1 rRNA gene is annotated in these 543 nt (G+C 54.0%); it reads right to left on the bottom strand.

Annotated elements, in window-relative coordinates:
- A 23S ribosomal RNA gene (locus DK858_RS02070) occupies nt 1-543 on the bottom strand; the annotation flags it as partial.

The raw sequence follows: 543 nt of genomic DNA, 5'->3' as shown, positions 1-543 counted from the left end.
CGCGAACTTACGGGGTCAATTTGCCGAGTTCCTTAACAACGCTTCTCCCGCTCGTCTTAGGATTCTCTCCTCACCTACCTGTGTCGGTTTGCGGTACGGGTACCTCTGCTCTCGATAGTGGCTTTTCTTGTCAGTGCGGAATCGGTCACTTCGGTACTTATTTTTCCCTCCCCGTCAGGCCTTCGAAACAACCGGCGGATTTCCCTACCGGTCTATCTACCTCCTTTGGACGAGCTCTTCCGGTCGCTCGCTTGACCTATCCCCCTGCGTCCCCACTTCTCTCAAACGAGCAGCGGTAGTACAGGAATTTCAACCTGTTGTCCATCACCTACGCCTTCCGGCCTCGGCTTAGGTCCCGACTTACCCTGGGCGGACGAACCTTCCCCAGGAAACCTTAGGCTTTCGACGGTAAAGATTCTCACTTTACTTTCGCTACTTATTCCGGCATTCTCACTACTGTCTCGTCCACATGTCCTTCCGGTCATGCTTCGGCCTACCACAGTAAGCTCCCCTACCCAGTATCTCTACTGCCATAGCTTCGGT

It is taken from the genome of Proteus faecis (assembly GCF_003144395.1).
Classification (GTDB): Bacteria; Pseudomonadota; Gammaproteobacteria; order Enterobacterales; family Enterobacteriaceae; genus Proteus; species Proteus faecis.
This window is presented reverse-complemented; position numbering and strand designations above follow the sequence as displayed.